We start from the raw sequence: 26,262 nt of genomic DNA on the forward strand, positions 1-26,262 counted from the left end.
TACCCCGGCCACGCCCGTCGTGGCCGGGGCATGGATCAGTCGGGGAGGAGGTCGTAGTAGTAGGTAAGGATGTCGGTGCGGGTGACGATACCGATCACCTCGCCGTCCAGGACCACTGGGACGTGGCCGATATTGTTGGTGACCATGATCTGCGCCGCCTTGGTCGGCGGGGCATCGGGGGCGATGGTCGTGATGTCGCGGGCCATAAAGGCCTTGACCGGGCTGTCCCACTGCCGCTCCTGCCTCACCCGCTTGAAATCCCAGAGGACGATGATCCCCTGCAGTTGTCCGTTCTCGGCGACGAGTACGCCCCGAATCTTCTGCTCGGCCATGATCGCATGGACTTCGCGCATGGTGGTGTCGGGGGGCACGGTCGTTACCGGGAAGGACATGATGTCCGACACCTTGACCGCCTCTTTCCGCCCTCTTTCGATCCGGTCGATGATCGCCTGCTTCAGCGCCTCCGGGCCATACTCCCTGAACTTGACCGTGGCCGACCCGGCCCCGGAGTGGCCGCCGCCGCCGAAGGACTTCATGATCTGGCCGACGTCGATGCGGTCGACGCCGCTGCGGGCGATGACCGAGCTGCTGGCGTCGGCCTCGTTGGCGAAGATGACGAAGACCGCATCGACGTTGACGATCTTGCGGTACATGTTGACGACGTTGGCCAGCGCCACCACCTTGTCGTTGAGCCTGACGACATTGATCGCCACCGAGCAGTCGTTGAGCCTGCGCTTGTCGGTCCCCTTCATCAGCTCGAACAGGATCTCCTTCTGCTTTTCCTCGTAGGGCGGGTTGAGGAAAAACCCGGCGACATGGAGATCGGCCCCGTTTTCCAGCAGATAGGCGGCGGCGTGGGCGTCCTCGGCCGTGGTCGAGGGGTAGGTGAGGTGGCCGGTGTCCTCGTACAGTCCGATCAGCATGACCGTCGACACGAGCGGCGAGAGGTCCATGACCCGTTTTTTCAGTTCCCGCACCATCAGGGTGACGGTGGCGCCGATGGCCTCCTGGCGGCACCAGTGGTAGTGAATATCGCCACCGTTGAGGTGGTGGTCCCAGAGGTGGATCTCGAGATCGTTGCGGTTCTTCAGCCTGTCCATCCGGTCCAGCTGCTGCCACCGGTCGGTATCGACGACGATCAGGGTGTCGATCAGGTCGGGTTCGACCTCATGCGGCAGGATGATGTTGAAGGCGGTCTTGTGCGTGGACAGGAAGCGGGCGACGTTGGGGTTGACCATCTTGGGAATCACGCCTACCGCATTGGGGTAGAGCAGGGTTCCGGCGATGACCGAGGCCAGTCCGTCAAAATCGGTGTTTTTATGGGTGGTTATGATTTGCATACGGTGAAATGGCGTTCGCCCGCCGGGGAGTGGATGTCGATAGCTGCGTGCGCGGTGGGGCGTTCTCTGCCCCTGCCTTCGTCTTTCCCATATCATAGAATACAACGCGGATTTAACAATGGGAAACACACAGCGCCCGACGGATCGAGGAGGAGGTGGTCCGGGGGCGACTCCATGTTGCCAGGAACACCGTCTCCCCGGCCTGGATCCACCGGGGAGACGGGATATTTCACACCCGTCGCAGGGAGTTGAGCGCCGAACCGGCCCTGAACCAGGTGATCTGTTCGGCGTTGAGGGAGTGCCTGAGGATACTTTCCGAGGTCGAACCGTCGCGGTGGTGGAGGATCAGCCGGACAGTGCTGCCGGGGGCCAGTTCGGTGAGCCCGAGGAGATCGAGTCGGTCGCCGTCCTGGACGAGGTCGTAATCCTCGGGCCGGGCGAAGGTCAGGGGCAGGACGCCCTGCTTCTTCAGGTTGGTCTCGTGGATGCGGGCGAACGACCGGGTGATGACCGCCAGCCCGCCCATGTGGCGCGGGCTCATCGCCGCATGCTCCCGTGACGAGCCCTCGCCGTAATTGGTATCCCCGACCACGACCCAGTTTTCGCCCGCTCCCTTGTAGGCCCTGGCGATCTCGTTGTAGGCCTGGGTCTCGCCGGTCAACCCGTTGACCGCCTTGCCCGCCTCGCCGCTGAAGGCGTTGACCGCCCCATTGAAGATGTTGTCGGAGATATTGTCGAGGTGCCCCCTGAATCGGAGCCAGGGGCCGGCCGGCGAGATATGGTCGGTCGTGCACTTGCCCCTGGCCTTCAGCAACAGCCGCAGGTTGAGCAGATCGGCACCGCTCCAGGGCGGGAATGGTTCCAGCAATGCCAGTCGCTCCGAGCCCGGTCTGATCTGAATCCCGACCTGCCCCCTGTCGTCGGGCGGGGCGAGAAAGCCGGCGGCATCCCGGACGAATCCGGTCTGCGGCACCTCGTTGACGGATTCCGGTGGACTGAGCCGGAAGGTGGTCCCGTCGGCGGCCGTGATCCCGGTCGAGTAAGGATCACGGCTGAAGCTGCCGTGGATAGCGTAGGCCAGGCAGGTCTCGGGACTGGCGATAAAACAGCAGGTCCCGGGGTTGCCGTCGTTGCGTTTCGGGAAGTTGCGGTTATAGGAGGTGATGATCGAATTGGCGACCCCTTTCTCCAGTCCTTCCCGGTTCCACTGGCCGATGCAGGGCCCGCAGGCATTGGCGAGTACCGTCGCCCCGACCGCTTCGAGCTTCGCCAACTGGCCGTCGCGTTCGATCGTCGCCCGCACCTGTTCCGATCCGGGGGTGATCAGCAACGGGGTCTTCAGGCGCAGCCCGTGGTCGGCCAGCTGTCCGGCCATCGCCGCAATTTTTTCCATGTCCTCGTAGGAGGAGTTGGTGCAGGAGCCGATCATGGCGTAGGAGACTTTCTCCGGGCAGCCCCCTTCGGTGATATGGGCGGCCATCCGGCTGACGGTGGCTGTCCGGTCGGGCGAATGGGGGCCGACGACATGGGGCTCGAGGGTATCGAGATCGATCTCGACGATCTCGGCGAAACAGCTCGCCGGGTCGGCCAGCACCCCGGGATCGGCCTGGAGGAGATCGGCATGTCGCTCGGCGAGCTCGGCCGCCTCCAGGCGGCCGCAGGATTCGAGAAACAACTTCATGCGGCGGTCGAGTGGGAACAGCGAGGTCGTGGCCCCCAGCTCGGCCCCCATATTGCAGATCGTGCTCTTGCCGGTGGCGGAGATGGTCTCGACGCCATCGCCGAAATATTCGAAGACCCGGTTGGTACCGCCGGCACAGGTCAGCTGGGCCAGCAGCCGGAGGATGATGTCCTTCGGGGCGGCCCAGCCGCGCAGCCGGCCTTTGAGATGCACCCCGACGATCCGCGGGTGGAGGACCTCCCAGGGCATGCCGACCATCACGTCGACCGCGTCGGCGCCGCCGACGCCGGAAGCGAAGACGCCGAGACCGCCGGCGTTGGGGGTGTGGGAATCGGTGCCGAGCATCATCAGGCCGGGGAAGGCGTAGCGTTCGAGAATAACCTGGTGAATGATACCGGCACCGGGCAGCCAGCAGCCGAAACCGTAGCGCTGCGACGCCGAGGCCAGGAAATCGTAGACTTCCCGATTCTCGATCCGGGCGAGGGAGAGATCGGGACCCGCCCCGCGGTGGGCCCGGATCAGATGATCGCAGTGAACGGTGACCGGTACCGCGGCCTCGTCCTTGCCGGCGAGCATGAACTGGAGGATGGCCATCTGGGCCGTTGCATCCTGAAGGGCGACCCGGTCCGGCCTGGTCTTGATATAGGAGCTGCCTGCCTCGAGCTCGGCCGCAGCCGGGGCATCGAGGTGGCCATAGAGGATCTTTTCGGCAAAGGTCAGGGGGCGGGCCAGTCTTTTCCTGACAATGGCGAGAGCCGTTTCCATTTTCCGGTACACGGATTCTATGTGATCGGCGGTCGAATCAACTGCGGTCATCGGAAATCTCCTGATACAAAGAGGACTGTCCGTCTCGACTGGAGATCGAGACGATGAAGGACGGAATCATACAGAGACGCGAGGTTTACAGAGGCGCGAGGCTCATGCCCGGATATGTTCCTCTTCGAGCATCCGGTCGATGTAATCGATGATGAACTGTCGCTGTCGGGGGGTGGCGTAGGCAGTACAGGGACAGTGCAGCTTGCCGGTGCTGCGGACCAGGAATTCGAAGCGGACCTGGTCCCTCTCCACTTCGATGCCGATGTGGAAAGGGCTGCATTGCCGGTGCTCGTGCTGGATCGGGGACAACAGATCGGGCGGCAGGGGAAGCCAATAGAGACCGATTACCGGTCCCGGTTTGAGGGTTCGCTTGAGGTAGGAGTCGATATTGTCTCTCTCCATCGGCGACAATTCGTCGATAACCAGTTGGCGCATCGTGAGTTCCGGTGTCTTGATTGATTGGTGGAGCCAAGGATATGTCCAGGGACGGCTGTTGACCGCCGGAGGGCCGAAGCGGCCTCTGCAGGCAGAAGGGATACCCGTACCCCGTCGGCAAACGTATCCGGCCATGGCGAAAAATGCTATAAAAAGTCAGCACCAGTTGCCGATAGAGGGCATGCGGCGCTCATATCGGCAGCACGTGTCTCTCGAGGGCGTGGAGCGAACTTTGGTAACGAGGACGAGGTGTCCGGGGTGATCAAAGGTCGAGCCAGGTCGTATCGCTGTTGAGGTTTTCGCACCCTTCCTCGCGGACGACCACCATGTTTTCGAGCCGGATTCCGCCCCAGCCGGCAATGTAGACGCCGGGCTCGACGGTGACCACCATGCCGGCCCTGAGCTGTTTATGGTTCAGCGATGAGAGGCGGGGATCCTCGTGGACGGCGAGGCCGACGCCGTGGCCCAGGGCATGGCCGAAGGCGTCGCCGTAGCCGGCCCCGGCGATGACCGCCCGGGCCGCCCGGTCGACCTCACCGGCCTTGACCCCGGCCCGGATCGCCTGCATCCCGGCCAGCTGTGCCCGGCGCACCAGGCGGTGCAGTTCCAGATACCTGGCGTCGGCCCGGCCCGGGACGAAGGTCCGGGTCATATCGGAGCAGTAGCCGTTGAGGACCAGGCCCATATCGATGGTCAACGGGCGGTTCTTCTCGACCGGCAGGCCGCCGGGGACGGCATGGGGCAGGGCGCTGCGGTCGGCCGAGGCGACGATCGACGAAAAGCTCGGCTGCTCCGCCCCCTTCCGCCGCATCGTGGTTTCGATGGCCAGGGCGATCTCGATCTCGGTCTGGCCTGGTTGGATGGAGGGAAAGACCTCGCCGAACACCTCTTCGTTCAGCTGGACGGATCGGCGGATGCAGTCGATTTCCGCCTCGTCCTTGATCAACCGCATCTTCTCGACCAGCCCCTTGAGGGGGGTAGTGGTAATGCCGACCTTTGCCAGGGCCTGGGCCAGCATCGCCGCGGTCGAGTGCAGCATATAGTGGCTCTCGAAGGCCAGCTTCCTGATACCCAGATCCTCCAGCAGGCGGGGCAGGAGCAGCAGCAGGCCGCGGGGGTAGAGCAGGACGGTCGCCCACGGCACATCCTGCTCGGCCTGGATCCGGTAGCGGAAATCGGTCAGCAGAAAGATCCCCCCTCGGGCCGGGACGAGCAGGACGCCCGAGGTCTCGCCGATCCCATGATCACTCCCGGTATAGCCGCTCAGGTAGCGCCGGTTCTCCGGCTGGGTGACGAGCAGGGCGTCCATCTTCTGGCGGCGGAGGATAGCCTGCAGTTTCTCGACCCGTCTTGAATAGTCCATGATACCGTGGAGGTGGAGGAATTGATCCCGGCCGGCGAGCGGGGATGGCGTTATCGCCGGGGGACGATGGCCTGCCTGATCAACTCCTTGCGCTGATCGAAGGCCTGGGTGTACTGGTTGTTGAGATCGCTCTGCATCCGCGCCAGCTCTTCCCGATATTGCGGGTGCAGGGCGGGATTGAGCGCGGCCGCCTGCGTTGCCTCTCCGCCCCTGCGTGCCATCTGCTGGCCGAGTTGGGTTCTGATGGCGTCATCGAGCTGTTTGATGGACTGCTCCTTGTGCTGGCTGTACTGCTCGAGCAGCTGCTGCAGTTCGGCGCTGACCGGGGCAATCTGGCTCCCGCCCAGTGCGATGATGCCCTTGAGGGCGAGGAGGCTGGTCGTCTTGAGCTGCTCATCACGGGGGAGGGTGATATTGCGGAGGAGGGTTTCGATCATGCCCTGGCGGACTGCCGCCTGCTCGGCCGGTGCCAGTTCCGCGAGCGTCGAGGTAAGGTCGGAGACCTTGCCGTTGAGGAACTCGGCGGCCAGCCGCATCCCCTTTTTCTGCATATCTTCATTGTCGGTCTGGGGACTGGAGGAGGCGGTCATGCGTGCCGCCCGTTCCATGACCATGTCCATGGTGCTCTTGATTTCTGCCATTGAAAACCTGCCTGTCAAATGATTGAGTGATGTAATGCAGCGTCGTCAAAATGTACAACAGCACAGCAGCGATGGCAAAGGAAAAGGATGACGGCTAGCGGCGGATGAGGCGGGCGGCGAAAAAGCCGTCGATGGTGGCATCGGGCCGGGGACAGAAGAAGCGATCCCCGACGAACCGGCCTGCGGCGGGCGGCAGCAGCGGTTCGGGAGCGGTGAGCCGGAAATCGACGTGCCGGTCGAGAAAGAGGTGGATGACTTCCTCGTTCTCCTCCGGTTCGAGGGAGCAGGTGGCATACACCAGCACCCCGCCCGCGGCCACCAGGGCGGCAGCCTGAGTGAGGATCTCCAGCTGAACGGCCTGGTAGCGGCCAAGATCGGCCTCCGCCCGGTTCCAGCGGATATCCGGATGCCGGCCGGTGACGCCGGTGCCGGAACAGGGGGCGTCGACCAGCACTCCGTCGAAGGATTCAGCACCGGCGGCGGCGAAATCCTGCAGGCTGCACTGCCGTGTCGTGCAGCCGTTGCCGGGGTACAGGCGCGCCAGATTTTCCCCCAACCTGCGGTAGCGATGCGCCTCCGGTTCGAGGGCGGTGGTGCGGAGCCCGAGTTCCGGCTCCATCTCGACGAGCGTGCAGGTCTTGCCGCCGATGCCGGCGCAGGCGTCGAGGTAGCGTCCCCTGGGGCGGAACGGGCCGAGCAGCAGGGGGGCCAGCTGGGTCGCCTCGTCCTGGACCAGGAAGTGGCCCTCGCCATATCCCGGGAGGAGGGGAATGGCGCCCTGGTAGCCAGGCAGGGCCAGGGCCTGCGGGGCAAAAAGGCCGTCGCGGCAGGCGATGCCCGCCTCGGCGAGACGCATCCGGTACTGCTCCCGCGTTGTTGCTGCCGTGTTGATCTTCAGCACGAGCAGGGGCTCGGCGCTGTTGCCGGCACAGATGCGCCGCATCTCCGCCTCCCCGAACCGTTTGCGCCAGCGTTCGGTGAGCCAGGGCGGATGGTTGAGCCAGGGCCGACCGGAATCGGGATCGGTGTCGGGGCCGGGCAGGGTCGCCCGCTGCCGGATGCTTTCCCGCAGGATGCCGTTGACAAAGCCCTGCAGCCGTTCGGGCAGGCCGGCCGCCTTCAACGCGTTGATCGTTTCGTTGACCGCCGCCGATTCCGGGATGCGGTCGAGGAACAAGAGCTGGAACAGTCCGACCTCCAGGCCGTGCAGGACAAAGGGGTCGAGTTTGTGCAGGGGGTGGCGGCAGAGATGTCCGATGAGGCATTCCAGATACTGGCGTCGGCGCAGGACCCCGTACACCATGTTCATCGCCAGGCTACGGTCAGCCGCCGTCAGTCGGCATTCGGCGCCGATCCCTTCGAGCAGCGGCTTGACCGGGGCACGGCTCCGCTGTATCCGGCAGAGGGTTTCGATGGCACCATAACGGGCGGTTTTCGGGGGTCTCCGGGTTGTTTTCGGTATTCTGGGCACGGCTACGGGTGGTCGGGTGAGGGTTGAGGCGTGGGCAATTGATCAATTGCGCACCGCAAGCCGGTCGGACGGCCGCGGCGGTGCGAATCTACAGTTACCTGGGAAGAGGATGAAAAGCAAACGGAAAGTAGCCCCGACAAACCGTAAGGTGGCGAGAGGATGGCGGGACGATCGTCTGCCGCGATGCCCGTCCTGTCCCCCCCCCTTGTCAATCGCCGGGGGGTGAGTATGCTGATGATATTACCCTCTGGTTCTTGTAACTTCTGCAGGATGGGAGATCGACCGTCTTCTGCCCGAGGTTCTTCAGCCATGAATGTTGCCATCAAGCGAATCTACCAGAAACCGGATACTGAGGATGGGTTGCGGATCCTGGTCGATCGGCTGTGGCCGAGAGGCCTGTCAAAGAGTGATGCTCAGGTTGATGTCTGGCTGAAAGCGGCAGCGCCGTCCCATGGGCTTCGCAAGTGGTATCATCATGAGCTGGAGAAGTGGCCGGAATTCAAACAACGGTACTTCGCCGAACTCGATGGTCACAAAGAAGCAGTCGATGAGTTGTTGGAGCATGTAAAATACGGCAAGGTCACCCTGCCCTATGCGGCGAAGGCGTTGGAATACAACCACGCTGTCGCTTTATTGGAATATATCGGGATGGTTTCGCGGTAATTGGCGACACCGAAATCAATTCGTCTACGCCGGCGTTCAATCCGCGGCAGCGCAACCTCCAACCCTCAACCTGTCGGTCTGCCAGGGAGCCATCATGGAAGCCACTATCGAGAAGCGCATAAAAGACAGTTTTGCCCGTCAAACCGCGATGGCCACGATTGGCGCATCCGTCACCAGGGTCGAAAAAGGCGCCGTGACCATCGAGTTGCCGTTTCGATCCGATCTGACCCAGCAGCATGGCTTCGTCCATGCCGGGGTGGTGACCATGATCGTCGATACCGCCTGCGGTTACGCCGCGCTGACCCGGATGCCCGCCTCGGCCGCGGTGCTGACCGCCGAATATAAAGTCAATTTCCTCTCGCCGGCCGAGGGCGAAAAACTGGTTGCCCGAGGCCGCGTGCTCAAACCGGGCCGCACCTTGACGGTCTGCTTCGGAGAAGTGCATGCGGTCAAGGGGGGCAAGGAGAAACTGGTGGCGACGATGCTGGCCACGATGATCGCGCGCGAAGAAACCGGTCTGACGGATTAGCCAATCATCCTGCGGCGGCGATTGCCGCCGTCTTCAACGCGGTGACCCGGCATGCGGTCCTGGCCGCCTGGGTCCATCGATGATGAGATACCTGTGATATCGGATATTTATGCACCCATATGCTTCACGATCCGCTTGCGCATGTGGGTGGCGATCTCCGGGTCGCGATAGCTGATCACCGTGACCGGACAGCGATGAAATACCCGTTCGGCCACCGAACCGGTGAACAGGGTGCTGATGTCCCGGTTCTTCACCCCCATCACCACCGCATCGATGTTTTCCTTCACCACCAGCTGCAGTAATTTCTCGGCCGGATTGCCGACCTCGAAATGGAAGGGCACCTCGTCGCCGTTCAGCCCGACCTTTGCCAGGAGACGGGTCATCTCCTCCCGCCGTTCCTGGATGAGGGTCTGGAGGTAGTGCTCGGTGTCGACCTTGTAGCCGAAGGCGGTGATCTTCTGCACCGCCTCGAGGTCGCGCTCGTTGATGACGTTGATGAGCTGCAGCTCGGCGCCGCAGGCGCCGGCGATTTCGGCGGCGAACCGCAGCATCCCTTCGGTGAACCGCGAGAAGGCGATGGGGACCAGAATTTTCTTTATCATGTCGTTACCTGGGTGAGCATATCCATTTATTTCAACTGACCGCCGGCGTGGGGCCGTTGACCTGTGGCCCGGCACTACGCCCGGCCCGTCGCTTCTGTGACACCCAGACCAGGGCGAGCAGGGCCAGTGCCGGGATGAACATCCACTGCTTGCGCGGCCGATCGGTCAGGGTCTGGATACTGACAATCTCCTGGTCCCAGTCGATCCCCGCCTTCTGCGCCGGGCTGTTGAAGACGACATTGTCGATGAAGACCCGGCCGTCCTCGTTGCGGGTGCCGAAGCCCATCGTCAGCAGTCGCTCCTCGGCCGGCGCCTTTTTCCCGGCCGCAAGCGACACCACCATGGTGAATTCGTCACCGTTCGTCTTCTCGCCCTTCAAGGTCAGGCGCAGCTGCTTGCCTGAGGGCAGGTCGCTGACGAACTGCTCCAATTCGGCAGCGGGCCGAGTCTCCAGTTCCGGATAGATCATGTCCCAGAAAAAACCAGGGCGAAACAGGGTGAAGGCCACCAGCAGCAGCAGCCCGGATTCCCACAGCTTGTTGCGGGTCAGCATGTAGTTCTGGGTCGCCGAGGCGAAGGCCAGCATCGCGATCATGGCGCCGAAGACGACAACGGTGAAGTGGAATGGCGAGCCGATGCCGATCATCAGCAGTTCGGTGTTGTAGATGAAGACGAAGGGCAGGATGGCGGTGCGGATGTCGTACATGAAGCCCTGGATGCCGGTGCGGATCGGGTCGCCGCCGGAGATGCCGGCGGCGGCGAAGGCGGCCAGCCCGACCGGAGGGGTGTCGTCGGCCAGTACCCCGAAGTAGAAGACGAACAGATGGACGGCGACCAGCGGGATGAGCAGCCCGTTCTGGGCGCCGAGGCTGACGATGACCGGCGCCATCAGCGTCGAGACGACGATGTAGTTGGCGGTGGTCGGCAGGCCCATCCCGAGGATGATGCTGAACAGGGCGGTGAAGATCAGGGTCAGGGCCATGTTGCCGAGCGAGATGAATTCGACGAACTCGGTCATGACCAGGGCGATCCCGGTCAAGGTGACGGTGCCGACGACGATGCCGGCGGCGGCGGTGGCCACTCCGATGCCGATCATGTTGCGGCCGCCGGCGACCATGCCAGTGATCAGATCGTCAAGGCCGTGGCGGAAAGTGAACTCCTCATCCTGGATCCGACGGAACATCCCCTTGATCGGCCTTTGAGTGACGACGATCACCAGCAACAGCACGGTGGCCCAGAACACCGACAGCGAGGGTGAGAGCTGCTCGACCGTCAGGCACCACATCAGCACCACCACCGGCAGGAGGAAGTACAGGCCGGCCTGAACGGTCGGTCCGAGGTCGGGCAATTCGGTCATATCGGTGCTGATCTCGAGTTCCGGCACCCGGCAGGCGACATAGAGGAGAGCCAGATAGGCGAGGACGGCGAGGACGGCGACCACGTACACTGCCGCTTCCCCGGTGGCGGTCTTGATCCAGCCCAGACCGTAATATGTGCCGATACCTATCAAAATGGTCACCACCAGGGTGGAAACCACGCCCAGCAGCGACTGGGCCAAGGTCTTTTTATGCCGTTTTTTCAGGCCCTGCAGGCCCATCTTGCAGGCCTCGAGGTGGACGATGTAGAGCAGGGCGGCGTAGGCGATGAAGGCCGGCAGGGCGGCGTGCTTGATCACATCGAGATAGGGGATGCCGACGTATTCGACCATCAGGAAGGCGGCGGCGCCCATGACCGGCGGGGTGATCTGGCCGTTGACCGACGAGGCGCACTCGATGCCGCCGGCCTTCTCCGGGGTGAACCCGACCTTCTTCATCAGCGGAATGGTGAAGGTGCCGGTGGTGACGACATTGGCAATCGACGAGCCGGAGATCATCCCGGTCATCGCCGAGGACAGGACGGCGGCCTTGGCCGGCCCGCCGCGCATATGGCCGAGGCCGGCGAAGGCGACCTTGATGAAGTAATTGCCGGCGCCGGCCTTCTCCAGCAGCGAGCCGAAGAGGACGAACATGAAGACCATGCCGGTCGAGACCCCGAGGGCGACGCCGAAGACCCCCTCGGTGGACAGCCAGTAATGGGACATGCCCTTGATCAGGCTCGCCCCCTTGTGGGCGATGACATCGGGCATGTGGGGGCCGGCGAAGGCGTAGATGATGAACAGGGTGCCGATGACCATCAACGGCGGGCCGAGGGCGCGGCGGGTCGCCTCCAGGAGCAGGATGATACCGACCGCGGACACCATCAGGTCGAAGGTGGTCGGAGCTCCCGGCCGGGTCGAGAGCCCGGCGTAGTTGAGGTAGATGTAGGCGGCGGTGAAGGCGGCGACGAGGGCCAGGACCCAGTCCTGGACGGGAATGTACCGCCGGGGCGACGATTTGAAGGTCGGGAAGGCGGTATAGGCCAGAAACATCGCAAAGGCGAGATGGATGGAACGGGCCTGGGTATCGTTGATGACAAAGAAATCGAGGAGAAACGGCAGCGGCGATGAATACCACAGCTGGAACAGGCTCCACAGCAGGGGGACGAAAAACAGCACTCCTTTGGAAATGCTGCCGTGCGGGGCGCGGCCGCCGCTGTCGATCTCGGCCACCATCTGTTCCAGTTTTTCTGCCGTCAGGAGATCTTGAGTCACGGTCGCCATAGTCATTTCCTGTTGGATTGTATCGGCGTCACACCTCACCGCGTCGATTCAGGCGAGGCGCACCGGCGGCGATGCGGGCGGCCGGGAGAAAAGAGAAACGATCGATGAAAAAGCCCCGGGCTGCAGAGGCGGGGCGAGTGTCGGTACCAGCCGATTCGTCCCCGCCAAGTTTTGGTCGGGCCTACATCAGACCCGCTTCCTTGAAGTACTTCGCCGCTCCATCATGCAGCGGCGCCGACAGGGCATCCTTGACCATGTGTTTCTTGTCGAGGTTGGCGAAGGCCGGGTGGAGCTGCTTGAACTCGTCGAAGTTTTCGAAAACGGCCTTGACCACCTGATAGACCGTCTCGGCCGGGACCTGGGCGGAGGAGACGATCGTGGCGCTGACGCCGAAGGTCTTGGTGTCGGCGGCGTTGCCGCGGTACATGCCGGCGGGGATCGTGGCTTCGCTGTAGTAGGGGTTGGCGGCCACAAATTCGGCGATGGCCGGGCCGGTGACGTTGACCAGGACAGCGTCGCAGGCGGTGTGGGCTTCCTGGATCGAGCCGTTGGGATGGCCGACAGTGTAGGCGAAGGCGTCGATCTTGTTGTCGCACAGGGCGCCGGCCATCTCGGCGGCCTTCAGCTCGGAGGCCAGCTTGAAGTCTCCCATCTTCCAGCCGAGCTTGGCCATGACCGCCTCCATGGTGCTGCGCTGGCCGGAACCGGGATCGCCGATATTGACCCGTTTGCCCTTCAGATCCTCGAAATTCTTGATCCCGGCGTCGGCACGGGCGACGATGGTGAACGGTTCCGGATGGAGGGTGAAGACGGCGCGGAGATCTTTGTTCGGGCCGCTTTCGGCGAACTTGTTAATACCCTTGAGGGCATCATACTGGACATCGGACTGGACGACGCCGAAGTCGAGCTCGCCGGCAGCGACGGCGTTGACGTTGTACACCGATCCCCCGGTGCTCTCGACGGTGGCCCGCAGCCCGTGTTCCTTCCTCCCCTTGTTGACGAGGCGGGCGATGGCGCCGCCGGCGGGGTAATAGACGCCGGTCACGCCGCCGGTGCCGATGGTGATGAACTTCTGATCAGCGGCGGCGGCCGGGGTGACGTCCGCCCCGAAATGCATGACGAAACCGAAGGCGACTGCAGTTAACAACGTTGAAACCTTTTTCATCGTTCTCCTCCTTGGAATTGAGTGGTCTCCCCACATACCGGAGCACCATTGTGGGGAAGGTTCACCGTACCCCGCCGTGCATCAGGCCGGGAGTAAGCCCGGATGATAAATGCAATCAGCATCGTACGTTATTGGCCTGACTTCAACAAACACCAATACTTCCCCGTTCGTCAAGATTTTTCCGCCGCGCCTGCCGATGGGAAAATTCATAAAATATATTGATATCGATTATTTAAAAAACATCGGACCGACTGCTACAAGTCCATTGCCGGCGGCGTGACGGCAGTAACCGCCACAAAAATGGTATGTCAAATGGACCTGAGGCGCTGTTCCCAGATTCTCAGGATGCTGCCGGCGGCCAGTCGGACCCGGGCCGGCAGGCTTTCCCTGATCATATACTCCCGGTCGCTGTGGTCGCCCTCGCCGATCGGTCCCATCCCGTCGACCACCGGGATGTCGAGCTGGGCGATGGTGTTGGCATCGGATACCCCGCTGCGCAGTTCTTCGGTGCAAGGCTGGCCGAGCCGCTCCGCCTCGGCGCGGATGCCCTGAAAAAGTTCGGAATTGCGGCGGTTCTGCTCCATCGGCGGCCGGCCGCCGACGTACTGCAGTTCCGCCGTAATGCCGGCGACCGTGGGGAGGGAGGCGATTTCGGCTAAGCGCTCCGCCGTCGCCGCCGCATCGGCCCGGCTCAGGAAGCGGGTGTCGATCTCGGCGGTCGCATGGTCGCTGACGGTGTTGGGGCCGATGCCGCCCTGGATCAGGCCGACGTTGACGACGATGCCGCGCCGGCTGTCGTTGAGCTGTTCCAGGGCGATGATCTTGTGGGCCAGCTCGAGGATGGCGCTGGCCTTGTCGGCCCCGGCGAAGGCGGCATGGCCGGCCCGGCCGGTCACGATCAGGCGGTAGCCCGCCCGGCCCTTGCGGCCGGTGACGACCTCGCCGTTCAGGCCGCCGCATTCGAAGCCCAGCGCCGCGACGCTCCGCTGTGCTTCGGCCTGGAAGATGGCGGTGGAGGAGGGGGAACCGATCTCCTCGTCGGAGTTGCACAGGAAGGTGAGGGGAATCTCCTCCAGAACAGCACACGAAGCCAGGGCCTTGATCGCGTAGACGGCGGCCACCAGCCCGCCCTTCATGTCGATCACCCCGGGGCCGGACACCGTGCCGTCCTCGTCTTTGTACCAGTTGAAGGGGCTGTCGAGCGGGAACACGGTGTCCATATGGCCGAAGAGAAGCAGCGCCGGCCGGCCGTCGCCGCAGGCGGGGGTGCGGAACAGCAGATGATCGCCGAACTCGGCCTGCCGCGCCGTCTCCAGGACCATCCCGGAGGTCTGCAGGCTGGCGGCGAGCCGGGTGCCGACCGCGTCCACCCCCCCCTTGCACCGGGACGGACTGGGCTGGAGGACCAGTTCCTGCAGCAACCGGAACATCCCGCCCTCCTCGCGGCGGCAGAAGGTGTCGATGACCTCCCGCATCGCCGCCCTAGCGCTTGAAGGCGAACAGTTCACTGGCATAGACCTCGGGGTCGGCGTCGGGATAGTTGACCTCCTCGTCGCTCCACGGTTTTCTGAGGATCACGTCGTTGCCCGCCCGGCTCACCACGTTGGAGCGGTGCAGCGGGATCTTGCCGCCGGCGGTGGCGATGTAACGGGGGATGGCGTCGCCGGAGATGTTGCCGTACATCGACTCGACGATGTCCCGGCCGACCTCGAGGGGGACGCGGAAGTGGGCGAACTGCGGGTTGCGGTAGCTGCAGTTGAACAGGTAGTAGGGCCGGACATAGGCCTCGTGCACCGTCTCGCACAGTTTCCACATCTTGACCCGGGTGTCGTTGATGCCCTTGAGCAGCACGGCCTGGTTGAGCACGGCGAAGGTCCGTTTCGACAGCCGGCGGAAGACCTCGCGCGATACCGGGGTGATCTCCTGGGCGGTGTTGATCTGGGTGACCACCCGAAGCGGCTTGCGGTCATTGCTCTGTTCCAGGATGTCGAGCAGTTCGTCGTCGACCCGCATCGGCGCGGTGACCGGGATCCGGGTGCCGAGCCGTTTCAGCCGGACATGGTCGATCCCGTCCAGTTCGGCCAGCAGCCATTTGATCATCGAATTGGGCAGGACGAAGGCGTCGCCGCCGGTGATCAGCACGTCGCGGATCCGGTTGTTGGCCCGGATATAGTCGAGCGCCTCGGTGTAGGCCTCCCTGGCGTACACCTGGTCCCTGCGGCCGATGTGGGCCAGACGGAGGCAGTGGGTGCAGAACATGGCGCACATGTTGGTGGCCTTGATCGTCAGCACCCGGGGGTAGAACTGGTCGATCAGCCGGGCCGGGGAGTGGTCGGCGGCTACCGGCGGGATCTCGATCCCGGCGTTCTCGACCATCTCGCCGGTCGGCACCGACTGCAGCATGACCGGGTCGTTGATCGCTCCCGGCAGGATCAGGCTGGTGTAATAGGGGGTCAGGCGCATCCGGTAGGATTGGGTCACCTTGGCGATCGATTGCAGCTGGGCCGGCGGCAGGTCGATCAGCCGGGCCAGGACCGCGACGGAATCGATGGCATGGCGGATCTGGCCGGGAAAGGAGTTCCAAGCCGCCTCATCCATGCCCAGTGCGGCCATGATCCGGGCCTTATTGTCGAGGATCCGGTCCCAGACCTCGATGCCGCTCGGGGCGTCGATGCCCTTGGCGGCCAGGTAGGCATCGACCCGGCGATTGGCGCTGGCGGCAATGGGCCGGGCCCGGGTCAGGCGGCCGCCGACCGAGACCATGTGCTCGTCGATCTGCTGGTGCTTGACGGCGAGATCCTCCAGGTCGCCGCCGCTGATGGCGAAAGCGGCCGGCGCGGCTGTGCCCTCCCGGTGGAGGGAGAGGAGGCGGTCGAACAGGTCGAGGATCGGGGCCGTCAGGTTCGTCTCCCGGGCCCGCGCGTACATTGCCTTGACCGCGCTTTTCTGCGCTGCCCCCGGCTCCCGGGGGGTGGCGAGGGGCTGGGCCAGGGTGGCGAGGAGTTCCGTGGTGTAGTCGTCGAGGGGTGGGTTGTTCGTCAGTCGATCGTTGGTGTCTGTATCCATTGTTGTCACACTTCCTGAAATGTTTGTTTGACCAGGTTCATGCCCTGGCGCAGGCCGAGGGCGACGTCGTCTCGCGACCTGGCCACCGAGATCACCCGCGCCAGGAAGGTTCCGGGCATGACGGTGAGCGGGGTGCCGAGATGTTCGACGATGACGTAGTCCATCGCCAGTTCCCTGCCCGCCACCCGCCGGAACGATTCGCGCTCCCGGGTGTTCTGCGGGATGTAGCCGCTGGTGCGAACCGCCGCCACCACCTTGTGGTTATAGGTTTCCCAGTGCAGCTGACGGCGATTGTCATCCATCGCCACGGTCCCGGGCGGGAAACGCCCATGGAGGACGGCGTGGCATTCCAGTTCCAGCAGGGATGGGGCGCCGGCGGGCAGGTTCTGCTCCAGGGTGCAGCAGAACTCGAAGGTGGTGCCCTGTTTGCGGGCGTTGACCTCGAGAAACCAGATGCCGCCCTGGTGGTCGATCAGGTAATCGCAACCGAAGATGCCGCGGTACCCGGCCGACCCCAGTGCCCGGCCGGCGGCGATCGTGTAGGTCCTGAGGAGGGCGGCCTGGTCCGCCGTCACCTGTGAGGGAAAGGACGAGCCGACGAAGCGGTTGCCGTCGACGATGTGCTGGTCGGCGATGCCGGCGATGTAGACGTCGTCGGCGTTGGCCACCACCGCCAGCACCGTCGGGTCGAGATCGTGGGGGATGTAGCGGGTGATCAGGTAGTCGCTGTCTGCGGCGGTGAAGCGGCGCCGCACCTCGTCCTGGCTGTGGGTGACGGCGGAGTTGATGCCGGCGGCGGAATAGGCGGCGCTGACGAAGATCCCGTCCGGCCAGCTGTCCCGCAGCACCGCGGTCCTGGTAAGCAGGGCGGGAAGGCCCCGACAGATCTCGCCCTCGACCATGGGCACGACCTTCGTCAGTTCGCTGAACTGCACCAGCTTGCTGTTCCAGTGCCGGGCGATGGCCTTGTCCGGGCCGAGGATCGATACCCCCTTGATCGCATCGAGCGTCATCTCGACCACGCTCTCGAACAGGCTGAGGTAGAGTTCGGGCTGGTTCTCGAGAATGGCGGCGATCAGACTGCGGACCGTGGCGCTGGCCGAGACCGCGGTCATGAATGGGCCGATGGCCATCCGGCAGCTGGTCGACGGTCCCGGCTCGGGGCCGGTCACGTTCGCCGCCGCGCCGCCGCACAGCGGGTTGATGACGATCACGTCGTCATAGTAGTACTGGACGCAGACATCGGGGATGATCGCCGCGAACCGGACTTCCCGGCCGGGAACCCGCTTCTGCAGTGCTTCCCGGACGAACTGGTTGAGGCCGTAGGCCTTCAGCTCGCCGATATAGAGAAAATAGTAACAGGCGGGATCGTAGCTGAAATTGGTGTAATACAGGTCCTCGCCCTGGAGGTGCATTGCCCTGTGCTGCACATCAAGCCTCATTCCACTGACCATTCGGGGGGGAGATTGCCGCAATCCTGTCGCCGCTCTCGCTGTAGTGGCGGCGGACCGTCTGCTCGATTGCGGCCGGGTCGCCGGATAGCAGGCTGGTGACGATCCGCTGGTGGCGGTTGCCGATCTCCGCCGGCGAATAGAGATCGCTCCAGTACCGGCAGAACAGGACATGGAGTTTCAGGCGGAGACGTTCCATGTACTCCGCCAGTTGCAAATTCCGGTTCCTGCTGATCAGCAGGGAGTGGAAGTCATCGCCCACCTGCACCACCATCTTCCGGTTGCCCAGTTCGGCCTCGTGGCGCATCCGGGCGACCAGCGCTTGCAGTTTCTCGATGTCGCCGGTGGTGAATTGCTCACGGGTGGACATGATGGCGTAGCCCTCGAGCACCCCGCGGGTGGTGTAGACGTCGCGGATCTGATGAGGGGGGAGGAGGGCGATGAAGCTGCCGACCTGGGGCCGGTAGTCGATGATCCCGTTGACGGTGAGCTCCTTCAGCGCCTCGCGCACCGGCGCCCGGCTGATTCCGAGCTCTTTGGCCAGCAGGGCCTCCTTGATCTGACCGCCGGGCAGGTGCCGGCCGTCAAGGATGCATTCATAGACGTAGCCGATGACCTGGTCCTTGTAGGTCGTCTTTTGTATGGTCGTCATGGTCGGTGGTCCCCAGTTGCAGTCGATAGTCGATTGTCGACAATAGACAGCAGTATCATACCGTCGATCACGATGGACTGTAAAGTCGAATTTTCTGTTCTGATGCCATGGGCGGCGATTGTTTTGGATGTTCCAGTTCGGATTGACCGGATGGCCATATCGGCCATGTTGCCACCCTTTGCGGAAATCATCTGGATATCCCGCAGGTTGAGGGCTATGATGGAGGAAAAACCTCGCTGGCTCGTGGAACGGGACCTTGAAATGCCAGGAGCGAATAACGTATGCTGAATCATGGTGCCTGCTTTGTCGGGACCGGATTAGACATCTGTCACGGGAAAAGGTGGGGTAAGGTGCGGCCGTATCGCCGGCGTCGCCATGAAATCACTGCAAATGGCAGTAAGCCGTCGTCAAACAATAACCGTTACACAGAAATACCTTTCCGGCATAAGGGGCCGTAACGAAATGGTGAAAAATGTAACGGTTATTTCGTAACGGCCCCTAAGCTCGTGGATAACAGGAGAAGATCATGAAATCGATTATGCGGGTGGCTGTGGCCCTGACGATTATGTTTGCCGCCGGCTTCGTCAACGCCGGTACCAGGGACGAGGTCTTGCAGCGCGGCTACCTGCAGTGCGGCGTCTCGACGGGCGTCCCCGGATTTTCCCATCCCGACGACAAAGGCAACTGGATCGGACTCGACGTCGATTTCTGCCGTGCCGTCGCCGCCGCGACCCTGGGCGATGCCAGCAAGGTCAAATACATCCCGCTCAATTCCAGGGAATGTTTTTCCGCCCTGCAGTCAGGTGAGATCGACCTGCTGTCGCGGGGCACGACCTATACCCTGACCCGTGACTCCTCGTTGGGACTCAACTTCGCCGGCGTCACCTACTATGACGGCCAGGGATTTCTGGTGGCGAAAAAGCGCGGCGCCAAGGATGTCGCCGGTCTCAAAGGGGCGGCGATCTGCGTCCTGGCCGGCACGACCAGCGAAGCCAACCTCGCCGCCTATTTCCGGCAGCACAAAATGGAGTTCAGGCCCGTGATCTTCGATACCTCGCCCGATACGCTGAAGGGGCTCGAGACCGGCCGCTGCGACGCCCTCACCAGCGACCAGTCGCAACTGCACGGTTTACGGCTCGAGCTGGCCCGTCCGGATGCCTATGCCATCCTGCCGGCCGTCATCTCGAAGGAACCCCTGGGGCCGGCCGTGCGCCAGGGCGATGACAACTGGTTCGATATCGTCAAATGGACCCTGTTTGCGATGGTCAACGCCGAAGAACTCGGCCTCACCTCCGCCACAATCGACGAGATGATGAACAATCCCGATGCCGCGATCCAGAAATTCGTCGGCAGGGAAGGGATCAAGGGCGAAGGGCTCGGGCTGAAGGATGACTGGGCGGTCCAGATCGTCAGGCAGGTCGGCAACTACGGCGAGATCTTCGACCGCAATGTCGGCAGGAATTCGCCGCTGCAGATCGAGCGCGGGCGCAACAATCTCTGGACCAGGGGCGGCCTCCAGTACGCGCCGCCGATGCAGTAGCGGGACGAAGGGATCGATGATGACGGCACTGAACCGACAGCGTACCACTGAAGTGATGGTGGAACTCAGGGGAGTCCACAAGTGGTATGGCGATTTCCATGCCCTCAGAGACATCAACCTCAAGGTCTACAAGGGGGAACGGATCATCATCTGCGGTCCGTCGGGCTGCGGCAAATCGACCCTGATCCGCTGCATGAACCGCCTCGAGGAGCACCAGCGCGGCGACATCATCGTCAACGGCATCACCCTCGACGATGACCTCAGACGCGTCGATCAGGTCCGGCGCAATATCGGCATGGTCTTCCAGCAGTTCAACCTCTTCCCCCATCTGACGGTCTTGGAGAACTGCTGCCTGGCGCCGATCTGGGTCCAGAAGAAAAGCCCGCGCGAGGCCGAGGCCATCGCCATGCAGTATCTCGACCGGGTCCATATCGCCGATCAGGCGGCCAAATACCCCGGCCAGCTCTCGGGCGGCCAGCAGCAGCGGGTGGCGATCGCCCGCAGCCTGTGCATGAACCCGTCGATCATGCTCTTCGACGAGCCGACCTCGGCCCTCGATCCGGAGATGATCAAGGAGGTCCTCGATGTCATGGTCGATCTGGCCAACGAGGGCATGACCATGCTCTGCGTCACCCACGAGATGGGTTTCGCCCGGACGATCGCCGACCGGGTCCTGTTCATGGATGCCGGCGAGATCATCGAGGAAAACGAGCCCAACGCCTTCTTCGACAGCCCCCGGTCGGAGCGGACCAGGCTGTTCCTGAGCCGGATCCTGTAGCGCCGCGGCTCCGTCCGTCCCGGTTGCGCAAGCAAAAAAGGCGGTTCCCTGCACAGGGAACCGCCTTGGTTTTTCCGGTGCCGATGCCGTCAGGGGCTCAGGAGGCCTGCTCCAGGGCCACCGCCACCGACACCGAGGCGCCGACCATCGGGTTGTTGCCCATGCCGATCAGGCCCATCATCTCGACGTGGGCCGGGACCGACGACGAGCCGGCGAACTGGGCGTCGGAGTGCATCCGCCCCATGGTGTCGGTCATGCCGTAGGAGGCGGGGCCGGCCCCCATGTTGTCGGGGTGGAGGGTGCGGCCGGTGCCGCCGCCGGAGGCCACCGAGAAGTAGTTTTTGCCCTGCTGGATGCATTCCTTCTTGTAGGTGCCGGCGACCGGATGCTGGAAACGGGTCGGGTTGGTGGAATTGCCGGTGATCGAGACATCCACCCCTTCGAGATGGTTAATGGCCACGCCCTCCCGGACATCGTCGGCCCCGAAGCAGCGGACCTTCGCGCGTTCACCGCTGGAGTAGGGGGTCTCGGCGACCACATGCAGTTCGCCGGTGGCGTAGTCGAACCGGGTCTGGACATAGGTGAAGCCGTTGATCCGCGAAATGATCTTGGCGGCATCCTTGCCCAGGCCGTTGAGGATGACCCTGAGCGGCGACTGCCGCACCCGGTTGGCCGAGCGGGCGATGCCGATCGCCCCTTCGGCGGCGGCGAACGATTCGTGGCCGGCCAGGAAGGCGAAGCACTTGGTCTCTTCCTTCAGCAGCCGGGAGGCCAGGTTGCCGTGGCCGAGGCCGACCTTGCGGTCGTCGGCGACCGAACCGGGGATGCAGAAGGCCTGCAGGCCCTCGCCTAAGGTGGCGGCGATGGCGGCGGCCTTTGTCTCGCCCTTCCTGATGGCGATGGCCGCCCCAAGGGTATAGGCCCAGCAGGCGTTCTCGAAGCAGATCGGCTGGATGCCGCGGACAATGGCGGCGACATCGACGCCCTTGGCCAGGCACAGGTCCCGTGCCTCTTCCAGGGTGCGCATGTCGTATTTGTTCAGGACCGGGGTGATCTGGCCGATCCGCCTGTCGTAACTTTCGAACAGTGCCATGATGATTCTCCTTATGCGTGTCGCGGATCGATGGTTTTTGCCGCTTCCTGGAAACGGCCGTAGGTCCCGGAGGCGTTTTCGATGGCCTTGGCCGGGTCGACGCCTTTCTTGATCGCGTCCATCATCCGGCCGAGGTTGACGAAGGAGTAGCCGATGATCTCGTCGTTCTCGTCCAGCCCGACCTCCTTGACATAGCCTTCCGCCATCTCCAGGTAGCGCGGTCCCTTGACCTTGGTGCCGTACATCGTGCCGCAGACCGAGCGCAGACCCTTGCCGAGATCCTCGAGGCCGGCGCCGACCGGCAGCCCGCCCTCGGAGAAGGCCGACTGGCTGCGGCCGTAGACGATCTGCAGGAACAGCTCGCGCATCGCGACGTTGATCGCGTCGCAGACCAGGTCGGTGTTGAGGGCCTCGAGGATCGTCTTGCCGGGGAGGATCTCGGAGGCCATCGCCGCCGAATGGGTCATGCCGGTGCAGCCGATGGTCTCGACCAGGGCCTCCTCGATGATGCCGTTCTTGACATTGAGGGTGAGCTTGCAGGCGCCCTGCTGCGGGGCGCACCAGCCGATGCCGTGGGTCAGGCCGTTGACATCGCCGACTTCCCTGACCTTGGTCCATGCCCCTTCCTGCGGGATAGGCGCCGGGCCGTGGTTGGCGCCCTGCGCCACCCGGCACATTTCCTGTATCTCAGAAGAGTACTGCATACCGTTCTCCTTCAAAAAATGGGTTAAGTGGATAGTGCCGGCGACAGCACGGCTCCGGGAAAGGGAGGACTGCCGCTGGAAAATTCATGTTCGGTCCTTCACCGCGGTGAGCAGGAAGACCGGATACGGCTGTTTTTCACCCTGACCGTCGGTTTTCATGATGGTATGGACCGTGTCGACCGTGATGGACTTTAGTCCGAGGCGGCGGAGGGCAGCGGTCAGCTGGGCCCGGTCGAAGCCGTGGTGCATGACCCCGGTCGGGTTGTCCCGATGGAAGGAACCATCCTCGCTATCGAGATCGGCGAGGGCCAGGATGCCCCCCGGTTTCAGGCCCTCAACGATTTTGCCGAGAATGAGCTCGACCTCGTCGATGTGATGGAGAGTCATCGCCGAGAAGATCAGGTCGAATTGCTGCGGGCAATCCTTAGAATGCAGATCGAGCAGCAGCGGCCGGACATTGGTGATCCCCTGGGCGGCAATCTTGTCGCTCAGGGTGGCGAGCATGCCTGGCGAGGAATCGGCGGCGATCAGCGAGCCCAGGCGGGGGGCGAGGGCGAGACCGACGAGGCCGGTGCCGCAGCCGTACTCCAGCGCCTCCATCTCCTGGTGGAGCGGCAGGGCGGCGATGCCGGCGGCGATGGCCGCGGCCAGGTCCACCCGCCGCTGTTTCTGGTCCCATTCGGCGGCGGCAGTGTCAAAGCGGTTGACGTGCATATCACAGTTCCATCATGGAGGTGAAGAGGTCCTTGTCGGTCTCGATTTTAGCCCGGTTGCCGATGACGGCGCGATGGCTGGCGGACTGCATGGCGGCAAAGGCCGGGGCAAAGGCCCGTAGATCGGCCGGACTGGTGGTGATGATCTCCTGCAGCCGCTGCTTCTTGTATTCCGGGTCGATGCCGCTCAGGTATTCGTTTCTGGCGGTTGCCCCCAGCGAGGCCGGACTCTGGAGCGGGTTGTAGCTGCCGTAGGTGCCGATCACCAGCTGTTCCATGGTCGATGGCGGCACATCGAGGCGGGAGACGACCGCGGGAATGGCGCCGTAGGCCTCATAGGTCTTGCGCACCTGGGGATCGCGGTAACTGATCAGGGCGATATTGCCGGTGATCTGGCTGAACTGGATGAAGCAGCCGTAGGCGCCCCCCATCTGGCGGACGGTGTTCCACAGATAATCGCGGGAGAGGAAGGTCTTCAGCACCTCGAAGTGGCCATTGTAGCCGCCGTTGTCGGTGAGGAGGCTGCCGCCCTGCACGGCGAATACCACCTCGGCCGAGGTGATGAAGGCCTCGTGGTCGGGCAGCGTCAAGGCAGGGAGGTCAAAGCGGGTGACCGGCGCCGCGGCCAGGGCATCGGGGATGACCCTGCCGAGGTCGGCGATCCGCTCGAGTTCCTTGCCGTCGGCGGTGACGGCGAAGATCAGATTGCCGCGGTTGAACAGCAGGCGTGCCATCTGTTGCAGGGCGGCGAGGAAGGCCTCCTCCATCTCGGCATAGCCGAGGGTGAGCTTCTTCACCGCCAGGTAGGCGGTGGCGCCGTTGAACATTTCGAAATAACGGCCGGCGAGGCCGAGGTGGGCGGACGCCCGGGCGGCGGCCAGACTGTAGCCTTCGCTCTGTACCGCGTGCTCGGCCCAGGCGAATTCGCGGCCGACGATCTCCCTGATCCGGGTGCGGTCGGCGAAGGAGACGTCGGTCAGGACCTCAGCGACGAGCTGCAGGGCCTTCTCCAGGTACTCGGGCAGACATTTGAGGTTCAGCCACAGCACCGGCCGAACCCGATCCGGTTCTCCCCGCCGGCTGTAGGTGGTCAGGGAATGGGTGAAACTGCCGGTGCAGGTGGCGATCTCCTTGGCGAACTGCATGTAGTCGAGCCGGCTGGTGCCGATCTCGGTGATGATTGTGCCGAACAGATCGAGCCAGGGCAGGTATTCGGGCGGGATACAGGCGAAATCGAAGCCGAGATCGATGTAGGAGATATGATTGGTGTCGAGCTCGCTGACCAGGACATCGTGGCCGAACATCGATACCGGCCGGACCACATGGAAATCGACATCGGCGGTGAGGTCGGCCAAAGAGAGCCGGGGCAGCAGGGCGAGGGTGTCGACGTCGTTGGGGGTCAGCTGCATCTCCATCAGCTCGCGGGTGCGGCGGATGAGCTCCGCCTCCTGGTCCGGACCCAGGGTGGCGGCATGGTCCTGGAGCCGCCGCTCTTCCTCCGCTCGCGTCCGGGCAGGCTTCTCCGGGTCGGGGGTGAGGGTGAGGACGACGGTGGCGGGATTGTCAAGCAGGTAGCGGTCGATCAGCTCCTCGAAATAGCGCTCGCCCAAGGCCTTGCGCCGGATGGTGGCGATGAGGTCCTCCGCCTGCAGGCTGTCGAAGGGATCGAGTCCGTACTTGAAGGCGTTCATCGCCTTGCCGATGAGGTCGAGGCCCCGCTGGGCCTTGCTCGATTCCTCGCGGAAATTGAACTCGAACTTGTTCAGTTCCGACAGCACCAGGTCCCGGTCGAGTCCCTCGTCGACCATGCCCTTGAGGGTGGTGGCGTAGAGGTCGAGAAAGCGGTCGCGATGCTCGGCCTCGCTGCCGACCAGGTAGGTGATCATGAAGGTCCTGGTGCAGGACGAGGAGAGGAAGAAGCCGCCGAAATCCTTGCACAGGCCGCTGGAGACGATGGCCTTTTTCAGCGGTGAGCCATCGGAGTTGAAGAGGATGTTGGCGATGACCTGGAAGGCGGCGTTCTGCTCCCGGTCGGCGACCGAACCGACCGAGGTGCCGACGGCAAGGAAGGTCTTGTCGGCGATGTCCGGCGAATCGACGGCATAGGTGTCGGCGATGGTGACCGGAGAGGTGACCTCAGCTCCCTCGACGATATCGCAGATGGTGCTTTTATCGGGATAGGCGGCAAGGAAGTTGCCTTGGAGGTAGGCGAGCTCGTCGGCCAGCGGGGCGTCCCCATAGACGAAAAACATGGCATTCGAAGGGTGGTAATGACGCCGGTGAAAGTCGCAGAATTCCTCGTAGCTCAGGTCGGGAATATTCCTGGGATCGCCGCCGGACTCGTGGGCATAGGTCGACCCCGGCATCAATCCGGCAAAGATGTGGAAGAAGATCAGTCGGATCGGGTCGGAGAAGGCGCCCTTCATCTCATTGTAGACCACTCCCTGGAACTGCAGCGGGCTGTCGGGGGCCTCGCGGTGGTAATGCCAGCCCTCCTGTTCGAAGGTGCTGCGGTGAAGCAGGGGGTTGAACACGACGTCGCAGTAGACGTCCATGATATTGAAGTATTCTTTCAGGTTACGGGTGGCGAAGGGGTAGTAGGTGATGTCCGCCCCGGTCATCGCGTTGAGGAAGGTCATCAGGCCGCCCTTGTGGATCTCGCCAAAGACATCCTTGACCGGATACTTCTTCGATCCCATCAGCACCGAGTGTTCGAGGATGTGGGCGACGCCGGTCGAGTCGGTGGGCACGGTATTGAAGGCGACGGAGAAGGTCTTGTTGCTGTCGTCGTTCTTGATCGCCAGCAGGGGGCAGCCGAGTATCTCGTGGTCGAAGAGGTAGACGTCGGCATGGAGTTCGTCGATGAAGAGGTGTTGCTTCAGGGTGAAGCCCGAATAGGTGCTGCCTGGTGTGAAGGTCAT

The 26,262-nt window shown here is 63.4% G+C and carries 21 protein-coding genes; 4 read left to right on the forward strand and 17 right to left on the reverse strand.

Going from position 1 to position 26,262, the window contains the following annotated elements; translation table 11 throughout:
* Positions 1 to 35: 35 nt before the first annotated feature.
* From ACWGKN_RS16680 to rsmB, 6 genes are all read right to left on the reverse strand, one after another.
* Entirely contained in the window at positions 36 to 1,340 is a 1,305-nt protein-coding gene (locus tag ACWGKN_RS16680) for a CBS domain-containing protein (RefSeq protein WP_035228278.1), read from the reverse strand.
* Positions 1,341 to 1,569: 229 nt separating this feature from the next.
* A complete protein-coding gene (locus tag ACWGKN_RS16685; protein ID WP_452095662.1) occupies positions 1,570 to 3,837 on the reverse strand; it encodes an aconitate hydratase in 2,268 nt (755 codons plus the stop codon).
* A 102-nt stretch (positions 3,838 to 3,939) separates the two neighbouring features.
* On the reverse strand, positions 3,940 to 4,272 hold the full coding sequence (locus ACWGKN_RS16690) for a hypothetical protein (RefSeq protein WP_035228274.1): 333 nt from the start codon (positions 4,270 to 4,272) through the stop codon (positions 3,940 to 3,942).
* 262 nt (positions 4,273 to 4,534) lie between these two features.
* A complete protein-coding gene (locus ACWGKN_RS16695; protein ID WP_035228272.1) occupies positions 4,535 to 5,635 on the reverse strand; it encodes a M24 family metallopeptidase in 1,101 nt (366 codons plus the stop codon).
* Positions 5,636 to 5,685: 50 nt separating this feature from the next.
* A complete protein-coding gene (locus tag ACWGKN_RS16700) occupies positions 5,686 to 6,276 on the reverse strand; it encodes a DUF6657 family protein (protein ID WP_035228270.1) in 591 nt (196 codons plus the stop codon).
* Between the two features lie 94 nt (positions 6,277 to 6,370).
* Complete coding sequence (rsmB, locus tag ACWGKN_RS16705; protein WP_424255060.1) at positions 6,371 to 7,747, reverse strand: 16S rRNA (cytosine(967)-C(5))-methyltransferase RsmB; 1,377 nt, start codon at positions 7,745 to 7,747, stop codon at positions 6,371 to 6,373.
* A gap of 309 nt (positions 7,748 to 8,056) precedes the next feature.
* Here rsmB and ACWGKN_RS16710 point away from each other — a divergent pair, with 309 nt between their 5' ends.
* Positions 8,057 to 8,410, forward strand: a complete 354-nt coding sequence (locus ACWGKN_RS16710; protein WP_035228266.1) for a DUF488 domain-containing protein — start codon at positions 8,057 to 8,059, stop codon at positions 8,408 to 8,410.
* 94 nt (positions 8,411 to 8,504) lie between these two features.
* Positions 8,505 to 8,939, forward strand: coding sequence for a PaaI family thioesterase (locus ACWGKN_RS16715; protein ID WP_035228263.1), 435 nt, complete (start codon positions 8,505 to 8,507; stop codon positions 8,937 to 8,939).
* Positions 8,940 to 9,046: 107 nt separating this feature from the next.
* Here the strand turns inward: ACWGKN_RS16715 and ACWGKN_RS16720 are convergent, their stop codons facing one another.
* The 7 genes from ACWGKN_RS16720 to ACWGKN_RS16750 all read right to left on the reverse strand — a co-directional run bounded on the left by ACWGKN_RS16720 (position 9,047) and on the right by ACWGKN_RS16750 (position 18,513).
* The gene (locus ACWGKN_RS16720) at positions 9,047 to 9,541 is read right to left on the reverse strand and encodes a universal stress protein (protein ID WP_035228260.1); all 495 of its coding nucleotides are present in this window, start codon (positions 9,539 to 9,541) and stop codon (positions 9,047 to 9,049) included.
* Positions 9,542 to 9,572: 31 nt separating this feature from the next.
* Positions 9,573 to 12,185, reverse strand: coding sequence for a TRAP transporter permease (locus ACWGKN_RS16725; RefSeq protein ID WP_052159812.1), 2,613 nt, complete (start codon positions 12,183 to 12,185; stop codon positions 9,573 to 9,575).
* A gap of 175 nt (positions 12,186 to 12,360) precedes the next feature.
* Positions 12,361 to 13,344 (reverse strand): TAXI family TRAP transporter solute-binding subunit, encoded by a 984-nt coding sequence (locus tag ACWGKN_RS16730; RefSeq protein WP_035228257.1) that lies wholly within the window; start codon positions 13,342 to 13,344, stop codon positions 12,361 to 12,363.
* Positions 13,345 to 13,652: 308 nt separating this feature from the next.
* Positions 13,653 to 14,858: a M20 family metallopeptidase gene (locus tag ACWGKN_RS16735; protein WP_452095663.1), complete on the reverse strand. Its 1,206-nt coding sequence runs from the start codon at positions 14,856 to 14,858 to the stop codon at positions 13,653 to 13,655.
* Complete coding sequence (locus ACWGKN_RS16740) at positions 14,827 to 16,410, reverse strand: KamA family radical SAM protein (protein ID WP_452095664.1); 1,584 nt, start codon at positions 16,408 to 16,410, stop codon at positions 14,827 to 14,829. The genes ACWGKN_RS16735 and ACWGKN_RS16740 overlap by 32 nt, the downstream gene beginning before the upstream one ends.
* A gap of 5 nt (positions 16,411 to 16,415) precedes the next feature.
* Entirely contained in the window at positions 16,416 to 17,840 is a 1,425-nt protein-coding gene (locus ACWGKN_RS16745; RefSeq protein WP_424255050.1) for a hypothetical protein, read from the reverse strand.
* A gap of 1 nt (position 17,841) precedes the next feature.
* Positions 17,842 to 18,513 carry a GntR family transcriptional regulator gene (locus tag ACWGKN_RS16750; protein ID WP_052159809.1) on the reverse strand — a complete coding sequence of 224 codons (672 nt, stop codon included), beginning with the start codon at positions 18,511 to 18,513 and terminating at the stop codon, positions 17,842 to 17,844.
* Positions 18,514 to 19,039: 526 nt separating this feature from the next.
* Between ACWGKN_RS16750 and ACWGKN_RS16755 the strand changes: the two genes are divergently transcribed.
* The gene (locus tag ACWGKN_RS16755) at positions 19,040 to 20,053 is read left to right on the forward strand and encodes an amino acid ABC transporter substrate-binding protein (protein WP_035228248.1); all 1,014 of its coding nucleotides are present in this window, start codon (positions 19,040 to 19,042) and stop codon (positions 20,051 to 20,053) included.
* A gap of 55 nt (positions 20,054 to 20,108) precedes the next feature.
* Positions 20,109 to 20,831: an amino acid ABC transporter ATP-binding protein gene (locus ACWGKN_RS16760; RefSeq protein ID WP_035228245.1), complete on the forward strand. Its 723-nt coding sequence runs from the start codon at positions 20,109 to 20,111 to the stop codon at positions 20,829 to 20,831.
* 97 nt (positions 20,832 to 20,928) lie between these two features.
* Here ACWGKN_RS16760 and ACWGKN_RS16765 read toward each other — a convergent pair whose 3' ends face one another.
* The 4 genes from ACWGKN_RS16765 to ACWGKN_RS16780 form a co-directional block, all read right to left on the reverse strand.
* Positions 20,929 to 21,924: a GGGtGRT protein gene (locus ACWGKN_RS16765; RefSeq protein WP_035228242.1), complete on the reverse strand. Its 996-nt coding sequence runs from the start codon at positions 21,922 to 21,924 to the stop codon at positions 20,929 to 20,931.
* An 11-nt stretch (positions 21,925 to 21,935) separates the two neighbouring features.
* Positions 21,936 to 22,628, reverse strand: coding sequence for an iron-sulfur cluster assembly scaffold protein (locus ACWGKN_RS16770; protein ID WP_035228240.1), 693 nt, complete (start codon positions 22,626 to 22,628; stop codon positions 21,936 to 21,938).
* Positions 22,629 to 22,712: 84 nt separating this feature from the next.
* Positions 22,713 to 23,342, reverse strand: coding sequence for a class I SAM-dependent methyltransferase (locus ACWGKN_RS16775; RefSeq protein ID WP_035228237.1), 630 nt, complete (start codon positions 23,340 to 23,342; stop codon positions 22,713 to 22,715).
* 1 nt (position 23,343) lies between these two features.
* Positions 23,344 to 26,262: an insulinase family protein gene (locus ACWGKN_RS16780; RefSeq protein ID WP_035228234.1), complete on the reverse strand. Its 2,919-nt coding sequence runs from the start codon at positions 26,260 to 26,262 to the stop codon at positions 23,344 to 23,346.

This window comes from Desulfoprunum sp., assembly GCF_053613775.1.